15 protein-coding genes are annotated in these 15932 nt (G+C 67.8%); 5 read left to right on the top strand and 10 right to left on the bottom strand.

All coding sequences use genetic code 11. The annotated features are described in order from the left end of the window. Positions 1-92 precede the first annotated feature (92 nt). Both BWQ93_RS18695 and BWQ93_RS18690 read left to right on the top strand, forming a co-directional pair. The gene (locus tag BWQ93_RS18695; RefSeq protein ID WP_077031800.1) at positions 93-668 is read left to right on the top strand and encodes a phosphoribosyltransferase; all 576 of its coding nucleotides are present in this window, start codon (positions 93-95) and stop codon (positions 666-668) included. Further along, entirely contained in the window at positions 661-1686 is a 1026-nt protein-coding gene (locus BWQ93_RS18690) for an adenosine deaminase (protein ID WP_077031799.1), read from the top strand. Before BWQ93_RS18695 ends, BWQ93_RS18690 begins: the two co-directional genes overlap by 8 nt. A gap of 163 nt (positions 1687-1849) precedes the next feature. On the opposite strand, the gene BWQ93_RS18685 is transcribed toward BWQ93_RS18690, so the two are convergent. The 4 genes from BWQ93_RS18685 to BWQ93_RS18670 all read right to left on the bottom strand — a co-directional run bounded on the left by BWQ93_RS18685 (position 1850) and on the right by BWQ93_RS18670 (position 6497). Then, positions 1850-2299, bottom strand: coding sequence for a hypothetical protein (locus tag BWQ93_RS18685; protein WP_077031798.1), 450 nt, complete (start codon positions 2297-2299; stop codon positions 1850-1852). A gap of 74 nt (positions 2300-2373) precedes the next feature. Further along, positions 2374-3918 carry a DHA2 family efflux MFS transporter permease subunit gene (locus tag BWQ93_RS18680; protein ID WP_077031797.1) on the bottom strand — a complete coding sequence of 515 codons (1545 nt, stop codon included), beginning with the start codon at positions 3916-3918 and terminating at the stop codon, positions 2374-2376. Positions 3919-3927: 9 nt separating this feature from the next. Next, positions 3928-5079: an HlyD family secretion protein gene (locus BWQ93_RS18675; RefSeq protein WP_443029351.1), complete on the bottom strand. Its 1152-nt coding sequence runs from the start codon at positions 5077-5079 to the stop codon at positions 3928-3930. Further along, entirely contained in the window at positions 5076-6497 is a 1422-nt protein-coding gene (locus tag BWQ93_RS18670) for an efflux transporter outer membrane subunit (RefSeq protein ID WP_077031795.1), read from the bottom strand. The genes BWQ93_RS18675 and BWQ93_RS18670 overlap by 4 nt, the downstream gene beginning before the upstream one ends. Positions 6498-6562: 65 nt before the next feature. Between BWQ93_RS18670 and BWQ93_RS18665 the strand changes: the two genes are divergently transcribed. Further along, positions 6563-7228 carry a TetR/AcrR family transcriptional regulator gene (locus tag BWQ93_RS18665; RefSeq protein ID WP_077031794.1) on the top strand — a complete coding sequence of 222 codons (666 nt, stop codon included), beginning with the start codon at positions 6563-6565 and terminating at the stop codon, positions 7226-7228. Here the strand turns inward: BWQ93_RS18665 and BWQ93_RS18660 are convergent. From BWQ93_RS18660 to BWQ93_RS18635, 6 genes are all read right to left on the bottom strand, one after another. Then, positions 7201-8241, bottom strand: coding sequence for a rod shape-determining protein (locus BWQ93_RS18660; RefSeq protein WP_077031793.1), 1041 nt, complete (start codon positions 8239-8241; stop codon positions 7201-7203). The two genes, BWQ93_RS18665 and BWQ93_RS18660, sit on opposite strands and share 28 nt — an antisense overlap. Before the next feature lie 164 nt (positions 8242-8405). Beyond that, positions 8406-8789 carry a reverse transcriptase-like protein gene (locus BWQ93_RS18655; RefSeq protein ID WP_077031792.1) on the bottom strand — a complete coding sequence of 128 codons (384 nt, stop codon included), beginning with the start codon at positions 8787-8789 and terminating at the stop codon, positions 8406-8408. A gap of 190 nt (positions 8790-8979) precedes the next feature. Then, positions 8980-11085: a TonB-dependent receptor plug domain-containing protein gene (locus BWQ93_RS18650; RefSeq protein WP_232314665.1), complete on the bottom strand. Its 2106-nt coding sequence runs from the start codon at positions 11083-11085 to the stop codon at positions 8980-8982. Then, entirely contained in the window at positions 11082-11888 is an 807-nt protein-coding gene (locus BWQ93_RS18645) for a hypothetical protein (RefSeq protein ID WP_077031791.1), read from the bottom strand. Before BWQ93_RS18645 ends, BWQ93_RS18650 begins: the two co-directional genes overlap by 4 nt. Positions 11889-12005: 117 nt before the next feature. Continuing rightward, the gene (locus tag BWQ93_RS18640; protein WP_083721052.1) at positions 12006-13727 is read right to left on the bottom strand and encodes a M56 family metallopeptidase; all 1722 of its coding nucleotides are present in this window, start codon (positions 13725-13727) and stop codon (positions 12006-12008) included. After that, on the bottom strand, positions 13724-14101 hold the full coding sequence (locus tag BWQ93_RS18635; protein WP_058810692.1) for a BlaI/MecI/CopY family transcriptional regulator: 378 nt from the start codon (positions 14099-14101) through the stop codon (positions 13724-13726). Before BWQ93_RS18635 ends, BWQ93_RS18640 begins: the two co-directional genes overlap by 4 nt. A gap of 328 nt (positions 14102-14429) precedes the next feature. Between BWQ93_RS18635 and BWQ93_RS18630 the strand changes: the two genes are divergently transcribed. Continuing rightward, positions 14430-14870: a glycoside hydrolase domain-containing protein gene (locus tag BWQ93_RS18630; RefSeq protein WP_077031789.1), complete on the top strand. Its 441-nt coding sequence runs from the start codon at positions 14430-14432 to the stop codon at positions 14868-14870. Positions 14871-14880: 10 nt separating this feature from the next. After that, the gene (locus BWQ93_RS18625; RefSeq protein ID WP_077031788.1) at positions 14881-15852 is read left to right on the top strand and encodes a magnesium and cobalt transport protein CorA; all 972 of its coding nucleotides are present in this window, start codon (positions 14881-14883) and stop codon (positions 15850-15852) included. Positions 15853-15932 lie beyond the last annotated feature (80 nt).

The following is a 15932-nucleotide window of genomic DNA, read 5'->3' as shown; positions in this document are numbered from 1 at the left end:
TAAGCCATACACAATACCATACATAATAGCGGATCGCTCGAATGTCGAGTCCCCTGCTTGCGGGGCGTCGGTCGCAGGATTAGGTGCGGTCCATGGGCGACGAGAAAATCTTCATCGATGCGAATCACCTGCTCGCCGACTCGCTGCGGCTGGGCATGCAGGTGATCGACAGCGGCTTCAAACCGACGCATCTCGTCGGCATCTGGCGCGGCGGGGCGCCGGTCGGCATCGCGGTGCAGGAGCTGCTCGATTATCACGGCCAGCATTGCGACCATATCGCGATCCGCACCTCCTCCTACCACGGCATCGACCGGCAGGACCCGCAGGTGAAGGTGTTCGCGCTGGGCTATCTGATTGACACGCTCGACCCCACCGACCGGCTGCTGATCATCGACGATGTCTTCGACAGCGGGCGCAGCATCCGCGCCTTCATCGCCGAGCTGAAGGCGCGCTGTCGCCACAATATGCCGCGCGACATCCGCATCGCGACCGTATGGTACAAACCGCGCCGCAACGTCACCGACTTGAAGCCCGACTATTATATCCACGAAACCGATCAGTGGCTGATTTTCCCGCACGAGATCGACGGGCTCTCGGTCGATGAAATCCGTCGCCACAAGCCCGAGGCGGCGATCATCCTGCGCGAGGAGGAGGTGCCCGATGCCTGAGGCTTTTTTATCGCGCGAGGAACGCGCGGCCTTCATCGCGGGCCTGCCCAAGGCCGAGTTGCATCTGCACATCGAAGGCAGCCTCGAACCCGAGCTGATGTTCGAGCTGGCGCAGCGCAACGGCGTCGCGATTCCCTTCGCCAGCGTCGACGAGGTGCGCGCCGCCTATGCCTTCTCGAATCTCCAAGATTTCCTCGACATCTATTATCAAGGCATGGGCGTGCTGATCACCGAACAGGATTTTTACGACCTGACCGCCGCCTATCTCGCGCGCGCGCACGCCGACAATGTCCGCCACGTCGAGATCTTCTTCGACCCGCAGGGGCACACCGAGCGCGGGGTCGCGTTCGAAACCGTGATCGCGGGCATCACCCGTGCGCTGGACGAGGCCGAGGCGCAGCACGGCATCACGTCGAAGCTCATCATGTGTTTCCTGCGCCACCTCAGCGAGGCCGACGCCGAGGCGACGCTCGACGAGGCGCTGCCCTGGCTCGACCGAATCGACGGCGTCGGCCTCGACAGCAGCGAGGTCGGCCACCCGCCGTCGAAGTTCGAACGCGTCTTCGCGCGCGCGAAAGGCCTCGGGCTCAAGATCGTCGCCCACGCCGGCGAGGAGGGCCCGCCCGCCTATGTCCATGAGGCGCTCGACCTCTTGAAGGTCGACCGCATCGACCATGGCAACCGCAGCCTCGAGGACCCCGCGCTCGTCGCGCGGCTCGCCGCCGAGGGAATGACGCTCACCGTCTGTCCACTCTCGAACCTCAAGCTCTGCGTCGTCGGCGACCTCGCGGCGCATCCGCTCAAGACGATGCTGGGTGCCGGGCTGAAAGCGACGGTGAACAGCGACGATCCGAGCTATTTCGGCGGCTATGTCGGGGCCAATTATCTGGCGGTCGCCGACGCGCTCGACCTGTCGCGCGACGACCTCGTCACGCTCGCACAGAACAGCTTCACCGGGTCGTTCCTGGACGAGGTCGCCAAGGCGCGGCACCTCGCCGCGATCGACGCCTACGCCTGACCAGAGCCGCAAATCCACCCCGCCCGGCGGGAGAGGGGGATCACCCGAAGGGTGGTGGAGGGGGGGGGTGGCGTCCTTCAGCAACGCCGCGGACGGACGCCACCCCCCTCCGTCAGCCGCTACGCGGCTGCCACCTCCCCACAAGTGGGGAGGAACTAAAGGCCTATCGCTGAGGGACGAGGAACTTCAGCCCCTGCAATTTGACCACTGCATCACCGACGCATACCGGCGCCGCGATCAGCCGCATCCAGCGCGGCGCGCCGGTCGCGGGCCTGATCTCGGCATCGAGGGTGAAGCCGCGGCGGTGGCGGATCGCATAGGCGCGGAGCTTCTCCATCGCCGCGCGCGACGGCTCGGCATAAAGCGCCACCGCCTCGCCGCGCGACACGGACGCACCCTCGGGCAGCCCGAAAATCTCATAGACTTCGCGCGACCAGTTCAGGCTGTTGTCGGCGAGGTCGCACGACCAGTGCCCGATATGTCGAAAGCGTGGTGACGCGAACGGTTCGGCATCGAGCGAATCATAACCCAGCAATTGCCCCAGCTCGAAATGGCGCGCGCTGTCGTACAGCGGCCAGCTGTGATGGATCGGCAGGGGATGTCTGTGTTTCAACGCCGCGCCCTTCCCGCTACGCCCCCTCTGGCTAGCGCCGGGCCCCTAACAAGTGGTGAGCGCGCACGCCAATGCTAATGCGCGGCGCCCATCGATACCTGCTTCGGCAAGGGCGCGCACCATACGGCAATCGCCGCGATCACGAACACCACGCCCGCAGCGAGGAAGAGGTGAAGCACGCCGATCGTCGCCGCCTGCACATCGACCAGCCGCTCGATCGCCGCGCGCGCCTGTTCGAGGGTGAGCCCCGCGCGCTGGAGCAGGTCCATCGTCTCGGCGGTGCCGTTCATATGGCCGACCAGTTCCGACCGCGCGACGCGGTTTTCGCTGTCCCACGCCGACGTCGCGATCGCGGTGCCCATCGCGCCCGACAAGGTGCGGAGGAAGCTCATCAGCCCCGCCGCCGAGGTCTGTTTCTCAGGCGGTACGCTCGACAGTGCAAGCGCGGTGAGCCCGACGAAGAAGAAGGGCATGCCCATACCCTGGAGCAGGTGCGGCAGCGCGAGCGTCCAATAATCGACGTCGGCGTTCCAGCTGGCGCGCAGCACCGAAATGAAGGCCATCCAGAGGATTCCCGCGCTGATCGAGATGCGGATGTCGATCTTGCCGATCAGTCCGGCGGCGACGGGGGAGAGCAGCACCGCGAACACCCCGATCCATGCGACGATATAGCCGGTCTCGGTCGCGGTATAGCCCGCGACCTGTTGCAGCCACAGAGGCGTCAGCACGACCTGCGCGAAGAAGGCGCCGAAGCCGAGCGAGATCGCGATCGTCGCGAAGCTGAAGCCGCGGAAGCGGAAGACGCGGAGGTCGACGACGGGATTTTCGTCGGTGAGTTCCCAGATCACGAAGGCGGCGAAAGCGATCGCCGCGATGATCGCGAAGCCGACGATCCAGGTCGATTCGAACCAGTCATGTTCGCGCCCGGTGTCGAGCATCAGCTGGAAGGCGCCGACCGACAGCACGAGCAGGATCAGCCCGATGGTGTCGATCCGTGCTTTGGCCTTCTTCGTCTCGAATGGCTTGAGCATGCTCATGACGCCGAAGAAGCACAACGCGACGACGGGCAGGTTGATAAAGAAGATCCACGGCCAGCTCCAATTGTCGCTGATCAGGCCGCCGAGGATAGGACCGAGGATCGGCGCGGTGGTAGTCGTCATCGCCCAGATCGCGAGGCCGATGCCGGCCTTTTCACGCGGGAAGATGCGCAGCAGCAGGATCTGCGACAGCGGCATCAGCGGCCCGCCCGAGAGCCCCTGCAGGATGCGGAAGACGATGAGCCCGTCGAGCGTCTGCGAAATGCCGCAGAGGAAGGAGAAGATGCCGAAACCGACGATCGAATAGAGGAACCAGCGCACCGTGCCGAAGCGCATCGCGAGCCAGCCGGTGAGCGGTACGCTGATTGCGTCGGCGACCGCATAGCTGGTGATGACCCACGTCCCCTGCGTCGGCGACACCGCGAGACCGCCCGCGATGTGCGGCACCGACACATTGGCGATCGTCGTGTCGAGCACGACGACGAAGTTGGCGAGCGCCAGCGCGAAAGCCGCGGCGAACAGTCGCACCCCGGTCAGCGGTGCGGGTTCGTCCGGAATGGTCGTGGCGGCGGCGCTGGCCATCGGCTAAGCTCAATCCTTGCCGCGCGTGTCGATCGTCGCTTCCATCGACAGGCCGACGCGGAGCGGGTGCGCCTTCAGCTCCTTCGGGTCCAGCTGGATGCGCACCGGCAGGCGCTGCACCACCTTCACCCAGTTGCCGGTGGCGTTCTGCGCGGGGATCAAGGAGAAAGCCGCGCCGGTGCCGCCCGCGATGCCGATGACCTTGCCGTGGAAGACGACATCGTCGCCATAATAGTCCGACAGCAGCTCGACCGGCTGGCCGATGCGGATGTCCTGGAACTGGCTTTCCTTGTAGTTCGCGTCGACATAGGCGGTCGCAATCGGGACGATCGTCATGATCGGCGCGCCCGCGGCGATGCGCTGTCCCACCTGCACCTGCTTGTTCGTCACGATGCCGTCGACCGGCGCGCGGATCACCGTGCGCGCGAGGTCGAGCTCGGCCTTTTCAAGCCGCGCCTGCGCCGCCGCCACGTCAGGCGCCGTGTAGATCGTCGTGCCGCGCACCAGCGCCTCGGCCGCGCCGAGGTCGCCGCTCGCGGAACCCTGCGTCGCCTGCGCCGAAGCGATGCCCGCCGAAGCGAGATCGCGCGCGGCGGTCGCCGACTGGAGCGCAGCCCGCGCGGCGGTGATTTCCTCGGCCGAGACCGCGCCGGTGCCCGCGATGCTCTCGCGCCGCGCGAGTTCGGCGCGCGCCTTCTCGACCGCGGCATTGGCATCGCGCAGCCGCGCGCGCGACTGGTTCACATCGGCGCCGCGCGCGACGACGCGCGCGCGCGCCGCATCGGCGTTGGCGCCCGCCTGGCCGTAGCGCTGACGCGCGAGGCGCAGCGCCGCCTGCGCGTCGGCGACCGCGAGCTTCGCATCCGCGTCGTCGAGGATGACGAGGATGTCGCCCTTCTTCACCGCCTGCGTGCCCGCGACGCGGACCTCCTGCACCGGCCCCGCGACGAGCGCGGTGACCACGGCGGAATCGGCGCCGACATAGGCGTTGTCGGTGTGCACGCGTCCCGCCTGCGTCAGATAATACCAAGCGGCCCAAATCAGCGCCGCGACCACGACGACGATGAGGAGGATGCGCAGGAACTTCCGGCGCTTGGCGCCATTGCCGCCCAAGTCGGGGGAGGGTTCGGCGGGGGTCGCAGCCGTTTCGTCGGCCATCATCGCTCTCCTGTTGAAATCTGGTACCCGCCGCCGAGCGCGCGGATCAGGGAAATGTCGAGCGCGAGCTGGCGCGCCTCGAGGTCGGCAACCGCGCGCGCCAGCGCGACCGCGCTGTCCTCGGCGGTGAGCGCCACGATCTGGTTCGAAAGGCCGGCGCGGTAGCGGAGGGTCGCGAGCTTCGACGCCTCGGCCGCCGCCGTCAGCGCGGCGCGGCGTTCCGTGAGTTGGCGCACATTCGCCTCACGGCTGCGCACGACGTCGGCGACCTCGCGCAACGCGCCGATCAAAGTCTTGTCGTAGCTGGCGACCGCGACGTCATAGTCCGCACGCGCGCCGCGATAGCGCCCCTGCAGCCGCCCGCTGTCGAAGATCGGCAGCGTGAAGGCCACGCCGCCATTGCCATATTCGGAGCCCGTATCGAACAGGTTCGACAGGCCGAGCGACTGCAAGCCGACGAGCGCCGACAGGCTGATGTTCGGATAGAAATCGGCCTTCGCCACGTCGATGCGCTTGGCCGCCGCCTCGCTGCGCAGCCGTGCGGCCACGATATCGGGACGCCGCCCGACGAGCGCGATCCCGGCATCGGCGGGAAGACCCGCGGCGGGCACGGCCAGCGTCGGCCGCTCCAGCGCGAGCCCGCGATCGGGCCCGGCGCCGACCAGCGCCGCGAGCCGGTTGCGGGTCAGCGATATCGCTTCCTCGAGCGCGACGACGTCGCCGCGCGCCGCGGCGGCGCGGCTCTCGCCCTGACGCTGCGCCGACCGATTCTCGATCCCCGCCCGGGCGCGTTCGGCCGACAGGGCGGCGCTCGCATCGCGCACGCGGACCGCATCCTGCGCCACATCGAGCGCGGCATATTGGCCTGCGAGATCGACATAGGCCGCCGCGATTGCGGTGGTCAGCATCAGCCGCGCCTGCGCCGCCTCGACGCGCGCCGCCTCGGCCTCCGAGGTCGCCGCCGCCAGCGCCGCACGGTTCCGGCCCCACAGGTCCAGATCGAAGCCGAAGGTTGCGGCGAGGCGTCCGGTGTCCTGGATGCCGTCGGGCACGAACTGCGGCGGAATGCCGAGATTCTTGCTCTGCTGGACCCCGCCCGCGCTGCCCTCGACGCCGACGCGCGGGCCGAGCGCGGCGCGCGCCTGCTGCGCCAGCGCATCGGCGGCGCGCACGCGTGCCGCGGCGATCGCCACGTCGGGCGATCCCGCCAGCCCCTCGTCGATCAGCGCGCTCAGCTGCGCATCGCCCATCGCCCGCCACCAGCCCTCGGCGGGCCAGCTGCCTTTCGCATCGGCAAAGGAAGTGCGCGACTCGAGCGACTCGGCGGCGACCGGAACGGGCTTCGGCCCGACGTCGGGGGTGCCGACACAGCCCGCAAGCAGGCCCAAAAGCGCGGTGGAGAGAAAAAATCTGGAGAGCATGGCGTCCAACGATACTAGCTGGTATCATGCGCCAATGAACCCCGGAGAATGCGTTGTCAATTGAAATGATACCAGACAGTACGGCGAGTCTGGACGAGGCCGCCGCCGCGCGGCGCAAGGCGTTCGTCGATGCCGCGCGCATCCTGTTCTTTGCCAATGGCTATAGCGGCACCACCATGTCATCCATCGCGGCCACGGTCGGCGGGTCGAAGACCACGCTTTGGACCTATTTCCCGTCGAAGGAGGAATTGTTCGCCGCGGTCGTCGACGACATCGTCGGCGAATATGGCAGTGCGCTGCACGTCGACCTGCCCGTCGACCAGCCAGTGACCGAGGTGCTCACGCGCTTTGGCAATGTCCTGATGACGACGCTGATCTCGACGCCCCTGCTTTCGCTGTTCCGCCTCGTCGTCGGCGAGGCCGAGCGTTTTCCGCATCTCGCCGAAACCTTCTACGACCGCGGCCCGCGCCGCGGCAAGGCACGCGCCGCCGACTGGGTCGCCGCCAAGATGGAACGCGGCGAACTCCGCCAAGGCGAACCGATGCAGGCGGTGCGCCACTTCGCAGGCCTCTGCCAATCGGGCCTTTACCAGCATGCCGTGCTCGGGCTGCCCGAAGGCCGCGACACGAGCCGCATGGCGGCCGAGGTCGATGCCGCGGTCGATACCTTCTACCGCGCCTGGGGGGCGGCACCGGCCGCGGATCAGGCGGAGATCAGCACGCCTTCATAGGCGGGGTCTTCGGCCGCGCGCCCCGCGCCCATCGCGACGCACATCAGCGCGTCGTCGGCGACCATGACGTGCAGCCCCGTCGCGCTCGCGATCGCTTCGTCCATCCGGCGCAGCAGCGCGCCGCCGCCGGTCAGCACGATGCCCCCGTCGATGATGTCCGCCGACAATTCGGGGGGAGTCGCCTCGAGCGCGGCGCGCACCGCGCCGACGATCTGCCCGACGGGCTCGATCAGCGCCTCGGCGACTTCGGCTTCGGTGACCTGCACCTCCGACGGGCGGCCGTTGACCAGATCGCGCCCCTTGACCCCCATCACCAGCCCCGTCCCCTCGGGCGGGGTCGCGCAGCCGAGCAGGAGCTTGACGCGCTCGGCGGTCATCTCGCCGATCATCAGATTGTGCTTGCGGCGGATATAGGAGGCGATCATCTCGTCCATCTTGTCGCCGCCGACGCGCACCGAGGTGCTGTAGGCGATGCCGCCGAGCGACAGCACCGCGACCTCGGTCGTGCCGCCGCCGATGTCGACGACCATCGCGCCCTGCGGCGCGGTCACCGGCAGGCCGGCCCCGATCGCCGCCGCCAGCGACTCCTCGATCAGCCGCACCGACACCGCGCCGGCGTTCGAGGCGGCGTCGCGGATAGCGCGGCGCTCGACCATCGTCGATCCCGCGGGCACGCAGATTACGACATGGCTGCGGCGACGAAAGCGGCTGGGCCCGCCCAGCGCCTTTTCGATGAAATGCGACAGCATCTGCTCGGCGACGCCGATATCGGCGATCACCCCGTCGCGCAGCGGGCGGATCGCCTGGATATTGTCGGGGGTCTTGCCCATCATCAGCTTCGCCTCGTTGCCGACGACCTTCACCCGCCGCACCCCGTCGCGCGTTTCGAGCGCGACCACCGAGGGTTCGTTGAGGACGATGCCGCGGTCGCGCACATAGACGACGGTGTTCACCGTGCCGAGGTCGATCGCCATGTCGTGCGCGGAGGAAGTCAGGCGGCGGAAAAACTGCATGATGGAGCGGGGGCCTTTGGGAGTGAGTGAGGCGCGGCTGGCCATAGGGGCCCGCGCTGTGGTTGGTCTCCCTTTCGCCTGCGGCGGACACCGGGGCGCGTCAATCGCCCGCGCCGCGCGTGGTGGCAGGCCGGTGGTTTCTCAGGTCCGGCCGAAGGCGCGGACTATCGCGGATGCAGCCGCGCGAGCGCAATGCCGGCGAGATTCTGCGCGCGCCCGACATGGCGGACTCGCGGCGCGGTCCCCTCGCCGACCAGTGCGCGAAAGACGGCGAAATGCTGCGCCGCTCTACCGCGCGCGGGCGCGGCACCGTTCGCCTGCGCCACGACCGCCGCTGCGTCGCCGAGCAGCAGCACATCCTCCAGCCCCTGCGCGCGCGCCAGCCGCAGCGCCGCGATCAGCGCCAGCCACTCGGCGTCGAGGCTGGTCCCGACGCCGAGATCACGCTCGACATGAACGACGCCGCGGCAAACGGTGGCGATCTCCATCGCCCCGGGGTTGGGCCGCGCGCCGCCGTCGAAATAGATTTTGGTCCGGCGGGTCGTCATGGCTCGAGCATAGCGCCCACCGCCGCGATCCGGAAAGATCCTCCCCACGCGCAGCGATGGGGAGGGGGACCGCCGCCGCAGGCGGTGGTGGAGGGGTCTGGCCTTGCACCGACGCCTGACGGCGTCGACCCCTCCGTCAGCGGCTAAAGCCGCTGCCACCTCCCCATCGCTGCGCGTGGGGAGGATCTGGTCAAAACGTCCCGCGCACCGAAAAGGAGAAGATCGGGCCGATCAGCCGGTTGCGATCCTCGACGAAGGCGACCGGGCTTTCGCCGCGCACCCCGGTGTAGACCGTACGGTCGCGCCGCGAGCGCGCGTTGACGATATTGTTGATCGACGCGCGGATCGTCAGTCCCATGACATCCTTGTGCTCGACGAAGACCGACGCCCACACCGGCCCCTCCCAGACCTTGTCGACTTGGTTGCGGCGGTAATTGGGCTGGTAATGCGCATATTCGGCGTTCGCGCCCCAGGCGATGTCGCTGCCCGGGATGTCGTGGCGCAGGCCGATCGAGGCAACGGTATCGGTGAAGCCGCTCCACTGGCGCTTCTCGCCCGTGAAGGGATCGCGCAGCGAGCTGGTCTGGAGCAACAGCCGCGGCTCGAGCTTCATGCCCTTGATCCCCGCAGGGTCGAGGTTGATCGTCGCGGTCCAGTCGATCGCGCTCGCCTTCGCCTTGGGGATATTGCCCACCGCCTCGCCATTGCCGACGGGGACGATGTCGACTCGGTCCTCGACGTCGCGGTGGATCAGGATGATCTTCGTCGACCCCCAGGCGCCCAGCTTCTTGTTGATCTCGGCCTCGAAGCTCCAATCCTGCTGCGGACGGAGGTCGAAATTGGTCTCGTTCTGGTTGCCGTCGTTGAGGAAGGCGCGGCCGAGGAAATCGTAGAAGGAAAGCTGGAGCACGCGCCGCCGGATCTTGAGCGAGGCGTCGAAATCGTCCGAGGGCTTCCATGACAAGGTCAGCGAGCCCTTCGGCCGTGCGAAGCTGCGGCTGACGCCGTCGGGGCCCGCCTGGACGATGGTCGAATGTTCGGCGCCCGCGACGAGCTGGAACGAAAAAGTGTCGGTGATCTTGCGCCCGAAGCTCAAAAGCCCCTCGTAGCGGTCTTCGCTGACCCCGCCCGTTCCAGGCACGAAGGGGGTTTTGTCGAAGGTGCCGTCGGGCTGGAGCTCGCCAGTCGAGGCAATATTGTCGAGCGTGTTGAACGCGGCTTCGCCCGACAATTGCCAGTCGCCGCCCCACATCTTCCACTGATATTCGCCGCGCGCGATCGTCTCGCCGAGGTCGCCGACCTGCGCAAAGCGGTCGCCCGTCGCGGGGCTGCCGTCGTCGGGGGTGGAGATGACTTCTGACGAATAGGGCTCGTGGCTGAAGCGCCGCAGCCCGATCAGCTTGAGCTTGCCGGGGCCGAAGCCGAACTGGTAATCGCCGCTGAGTTCGTAGTTCCAGCTGTCGGCCTTGTCGCGCACGGTGCGGAAGCGGTCGACGAGGCCGGGTCCGGTGCGCACGCCATCCTCGTAATAGCGGTCATATTTGCGCTGATAATGGCCGCCGAAATTCGCGACCGTGTCGCCCGCGGGGTCCCAGGTGATGCGCCCCGACAATTTGGGCGTGTCATAATGGGTGTTCCAGACATCGCGACGCCGCTCGATGATGTTGCCCGCACCGTCGGTGATGATCGTCGGCCCGCCCGCCCCGCTGCGCGCCGAATCGTCGTTGCTGAGCGCCGCCTCATATTCGATCTCGCCCTTGCGCCCGCGCACCGACACGTCGCCGCGGGTGAACAGGGGATCGGTGTAATGCGCGCGAAACTGCGGCTTCCACGAAAACTGCCCCGAGAAATTGTCGGCGCGATAGACGATGTTCGCGACCTGCCCCGACAGCCCGGGGATGTCGAGGCTCGCGCCATCGACGATCTCGATCCGCTCGACATTGCCCGCGGGGATACGCGACAATTGGGTGTACATGTCGTCGGCCTTGTTCGACGGCCGCTCGCCGTTGAACAGCACATTGCCCGTCGCGACCCCCAGCCCGCGCAGATTCTCGTTGTCGCGGATCGAGAAGCCCGGAACCTGGATCAGCATGTCATACGCGTTGTTCGGCGCGTAGCGCGCAAAGTCGGCGGGGCTATAGACCTGCCCCTGCGTTTGCTGGCCGCCGACCGGCGCCTCGGTCGGAGCGGGCGGCGGGGTGTCGCCGGTCGGGGCGTCCTGCGCCGCGGCCGGGACCGACGTCAGCACCGCGGCGACCGCGGCAAGGCTCGTCCCCAGGCTCTTTCGATGGCTCACCGGGTGCCCCCTGCCGCGCCGTTCATCCGCCGGGCATAATCGCCCGTCACCCCCATCGCCTTCATCCCGATCACATCCTCTGCCGATAATTTGTCGTAGCCCGCGGTGCGCAGCTCGCGGACATAGTCGCCGGTGACGCCGAGCGCCTTCATGCCCGTGACGTCGTCGATGCCGAGCTTGGCGAAGCCCGCCGCATTGAGGTCGCGGACGTCGCTCAGTTGCAGCGACGTGCCCTTGAAACCGCGTACGAACGCCGGCGTCACCTCGAGCGCCGCGGCGGCGACCAGATCGTCCCAGTCGCCCGGTTTTACCCCCTCGGCGGTCAGCCCGTCGGCGAGTTCGATCGTCGCATCGACGATCAGCATCGCGAATAGGTCGCCACGCTTGTCGGGAGCCAGCCCCCGCGACGCGAGCGCGCGCTCGAACGCCGCGTCGGGGGTGAAGCTGCAACGGCCCTCGCCGTCGTAGCTCTGCGCCAGCGTGCCGCTGCACTCGAGCGTGCCCGATTCGTGGCGCACCGAAAAACGCACCGGCCCGCTGCCGCCGAGCGCGCTCTGCGCGGCGCCGAATTCGGGGCGCTTGACGCCCAGATCGGCATCGAGCGACAGGTCGCTGGTCGTTCTCCGGTGGCTGAGACGCAGTTTCGGCGCGCGGTCCTTGCCGCCATCGGGCTCCACGCTCCAGCGCATATCGCCATTCTCCGCACCGCTCTCCTGCGCCGCGGCGGTCGCGGGCTGGCTAGGCGTGGTGCAGGCGAGCACCGACAGCACAGCCAGGCTCGAGGCGAAATTCAGGGTCTTCATGGCAACACTCCTCCCTTCGTGCGCCGGACGAGCGCCATCGCTCGCCGCCGCAGCGACAATTTTCAAAACAGGTTCGATCAGTAGCTTGTGGGTGCGGACGAACGTCCGGACGTCAGCTCAATATTCCGGCGGCGCCGGGGGCACGGGGGTCTCGGGGACTTCGACGCGCGCCACCGATCCGTCGGCACCGCGGACCTCGACCACCCCCGAACCGGGCCCGGGTCCCATCCGCACCGTCGCCGATTTGCCGCCCTTGCCGCCTTTCGACACCGACAGGCGCGGGCCGTGTCCGGCGGCCACGGCGCGCATCGCGATGGCGTCGTCGGGAGCCTCCAGCCGGACGCCGGCCTTGCGCATCTCGCGGATATAGGCGCCGTCGACCCCCATCGCCCGCATGCCGGTCAACTCGTCGATATCGACGCGCGGGAAATAGGTGCGCATCTCGCGGACATAGGCCGGGTCGATGCCGACCGCGTGAGCGCCGATGAACTCGCCCAGGTCGGCGCCGGGGAACAGGCGGCGCATCTCGCCGACATAGGCCATGTCGACCCCGCTCGCCCTGGCCGCGATGATGTCGTCGGGGTCCATCCATCCGCCCTGCTCGCGCATCTCGGCGACATATTCGGGGGTGACCCCGACCGCGCGCATGCTCACCAGCTCGTCGGCGGTCAGCGCCTTGGCCTCGGCCGCCGCGACGTCGCGGTCGGCCTCGGCGACGGCGCGCGCCGCGTCGGCAGACTGCGATTCGGCCAGTTCTTTTGCCTGCGACACTTCGGCGACGGCTATTTCGACCGCAGCATCCCGGTCCGCGGTCGCCGAAAAGGCGGCGAGCGGCGCGGTGACCCCGGCGAGCAGCAACAGGCTCATCAGCATCCAGCTCGCGCTCGCCGGGCCGCGCTTCAGCCCGCTGTCGAGCACGCGGGTAATGCGGCGCTTCAGGCTCGACTTGCCCGGCGCGACGCCATGCGCCGCGAGCAGCGCGCCCTGGTTGTCGTGGCGCGCCGCGCCGACGAGCAGGCTCGCATAATCGGGGCCGTCGATGTCGGCCATCAGCACCGCGTCGTCGGCGGCTTCCTCGCGGAGTTGATGGCTCTCCCGCGCGAGCATCCACACGAGCGGGTTGAACCAGAAGACCGCGCAGGCGACGCGCGCGCCGAGCAGTTTCGCCCAGTCGAGCCGCGCGACATGCGCCAGTTCGTGCGCGATGATCGCCTCGGCCTCGCCCGTCGCACTCACCGCCTTGGGGCTCAGCACGATCGTCGGGCGCAGCACGCCCCAGCTGATCGGCGAGCGCAATTCCTCGCTGACCAGCAGCGCGGTGCCATGCTTGAAACCCATGCGCCGCTGCGCCTCGGCCAGCGCCGACAGCCACGAGCCATTGGTCAGAATCTCGGCGCGGCTCCGCATCGCGAACAGCCGCACCACCGCGAGCAGCATCACTCCAAACAGCAGCGCCAGCGGGATCGCATAGAGAAAGGGGGCAAGGTCACCTGCCGCAAAAACGATCGGCGGCGATCCGGCCTGTTCGACCACGACAGGGACTGAAGCCGTGGCGGGGGCCGGATCGACCGCCGATCCCCCTGTGTGTGCGATAATGGCGGCGGGGGGCATGGTTTCGGCGAACCAGTGCGCCGGCAGCGGATTCCATGCGGGCAGCATCAGGCTCGCGGCGGGCAGCGCCAGCAGCGCGAGCAGCCCGGCGTGCGCGACCATCGAGCGCTCGCCCGCCGAGCGCCGCCGGACGAGGCGCAGCAACAGCAGGGTGACGCCCGCGATGGCAAAGGACTTCCAGGCGAGGCCCAGCAGCATGTCTGCGGTGATATGGATGTCCGGCATCATTTCGCTTTCCCCTCGCGCGCATCGGCGATCAGTTTCTCGAGCTCGTCGAGTTCGCTGTTGCTCATCTCGCCCTGCATGCCGAGCAGCGCCGCGGCGGCGCTGGTCGGCGATCCGTTGAAGAAGACGCGCACCACCTGGCTCAGCGCGGACTTGCTCGCCGCCTTTTCGGGCACGCTCGGCGCATAGACGAAGCCGCGGTCGGAGGCTTCGCGGGCGACGAAGCCCTTGCCTTCGAGCCGCTTCAGCATCGCGCGGATCGCCGAGCCCGACAATTCGTCGGCGAGCGCGTCGGCGATCTCGGTCACGGTCGAGGCGCCGCGCTCATAGAGAATATCGACGATCTCGCGTTCCCGCGGCGGCAAACTGGTCAGCATTTCCGAATCACCTCATGCGCTACATTTGTAGCGTGCTACATTTGTAGCGCAGCCTTGGCAAGGGGTTTTATTCGGATAACACACTTGGGCGCCGGAAGGCCTTGGCGAAGGCGGCTTTTGGGGTGGGTTTAAGCCATTCCCCTCCCCTTTAGGGAGGGGTTAGGGGTGGGTAGCGAGCGAAGCGAGCAAGAGGCAGAGCGCCGCCTTCGGCGGCCACCCACCCCCGGCCCCTCCCTTGCAGGGAGGGGAGATCGACGTCCACTTCCGCCCGATACCAGCCACCATATTCCCATTGGCGGGCGCTCCGCTTCGCGGCACAAGGTCGGCCATGAACCGCCTGTCCTTCGCCGCCGCGCTCGTCGCCGCCGCCTTCGCGATCCCCACCTCTGCCGAAGAGCCCGCGCCCGACGTCCTCACCTACGTGGACCCGACGATCGGCATCGGGCCCGAGGGCCACACCTTCCCCGCGGGGCAGAAGGCGCATCTGCTCCTCGACCTATATGTCATCGGCCGGCCGTTCGTCGACCGCGCGGTTTTGAACCTGCCGGACGGCAAAAAATTCACCGTCGAGACGCTCGGTCTGTCGGACGCCAATCCTTACGTCGGCAAGGTCGAACTCAACGGAAAAGCCCTGACCCGCGGCTGGATCGCCGACGCCGGAATCCGCAAGGGCGGTACGCTGCGCTTCACGATGCAGTCGACGCCCAACGCCGAATGGGGCAAGGCGGCGACCGCCCGGCCCTATTCGATGTCGACCGCCGGCCAATAGGAGCGCTCCAATGCCGATCATGGCCGCCCGCCACTATAACAATGGCAAGCTCGTCCGCGATCTCGGCCCCGACGAGATAATCCCCGAGGATTGCGACGACCGCGATTTCTACTGGCTCGGCCTCTACGAACCCACCGCCGGCGAACTGGCCGGCATCGCCAAGCGCTTCGGCCTCCACCCGCTCGCCGTGGAAGACGCGCTCAAAGCGAAGCAACTGCCCAAGGTCGAAGTCTATGGCGACCAGCTCTTCGTCATCGCCGCGACGGGCAACCGCGAGGGCGATACGATCCAGTCGGGCGAAACCGCGATCTTCGTGGGGCGCCACTTCATCGTCACCGTCCGCCACGGCTCGGCGCGCGCACATACCGACGTTCGCGCGCGGCTCGAAACCTTGCCCGCCAAACTGTCGCACGGTCCCGATTATGTCCTCTATGCGATCCTCGACTTCATCGTCGACGGATATTTCCCGGTGATTGACGACATCGAGGACCGGCTGCTGCTCGTCGAGGAAAGCGTGATGGACACCCCGCTCGACGCAAAGGAAATCCGCCATCTCTATGCCCAGCGGCACGAGATCATCCGCTTCCAGCGCATCGTCGGGCTGATGAAGGAAGTCGCCTGGCGACTCGTCCATGCCGAGGATCTGCCGTGGATCGACGAAGCGGTGCGTCCCTATTTCCGCGACATCTGGGACCATGTCCAGCGCGCCGAATTCCGCCTGTCGGGGCTCCGCGAAATCACCGCCTCGGTGGTCGAGACCAACTCGCTGCTTGAACAGCAGCGCCAGGGCGTGATCACCCGCCAGCTCGCCGCCTGGGCCGCGATCCTCGCGGTGCCGACTGCGATCGCGGGGATCTACGGGATGAACTTCGACTTCATGCCCGAACTGGGCTGGGACCTCGGCTACCCCTATGCGCTCGGGCTGATTTTCGGCGGCTCGGCGCTGGTCTTCTGGCGCTTCAAGCATATCGGGTGGCTGTAGGCGGACGACGGCTTTGGGGTGGGGAGTTGCCGTTTAGCCCTCTCCCCTTGAGGGGAGAGGACAGCGCAGCTTGCTCCGTC

Source organism: Sphingopyxis sp. QXT-31 (assembly GCF_001984035.1).
GTDB lineage: Bacteria > Pseudomonadota > Alphaproteobacteria > Sphingomonadales > Sphingomonadaceae > Sphingopyxis.
Note: the sequence above shows the minus strand (reverse complement) of the source record. Positions and strands in the feature narration are given on the sequence as shown.